We start from the raw sequence: 598 nt of genomic DNA on the forward strand, positions 1-598 counted from the left end.
GTTTCAGGATCTCCTGCTTCTCTTCGGGCACCACCACGTCGGTGACGGACATGGTGATTCCCGCCTTGGTGGAGTAGGAGTAACCCAGCTCTTTGACCTTATCCAGAATGATGGTCGTCTGGGTGGTTCCGAACCGGCGGAAACACTCGGCGATAATTGTGCCGAGGAAGCCCTTCTTCACCGCATCGGCCTCCGGAAGGCTGCTGATCTTCTCCCGGATGTTGACGCCCTTTTCAAAGATGAAGTATTGATCCGGCGTGCCTTCCATCAGGTTTTGTTTGGTCGGCTCGTTGATATAGGGGAATGCTTCAGGGAAAATCTCGTTGAAGATCAGCTTGCCGACCGTGGTGATCAAAAGCGCGTTCTTCTGCTTTTCGGTGAAGGACGTCCGGTTCAGTCGGCGGGCCGGAATGGCGATCCGCGCATGCAGGGTGACCAGACCCTGCTGATAGGCGTTAATCGCTTCACCCGGTGTGGCGAAGATGCGTCCCTCGCCGCGGTCCCCCGCCTTCTCCAGGGTCAGGTAGTAGCATCCCAGCACCATGTCCTGGGAAGGGGTGACCACTGGCTTGCCATCCTTGGGGTTGAGGATGTTGTG

At 57.2% G+C, this 598-nt stretch carries 1 pseudogene; it reads right to left on the minus strand.

Annotated elements, in window-relative coordinates:
- Positions 1 to 598 (minus strand): annotated as a pseudogene (locus tag RZO55_RS17895) (DNA-directed RNA polymerase subunit beta'); the annotation flags it as partial.

It is taken from the genome of Clostridium boliviensis, from assembly GCF_033342255.1.
GTDB lineage: Bacteria > Bacillota > Clostridia > Lachnospirales > Lachnospiraceae > Lacrimispora > Lacrimispora boliviensis.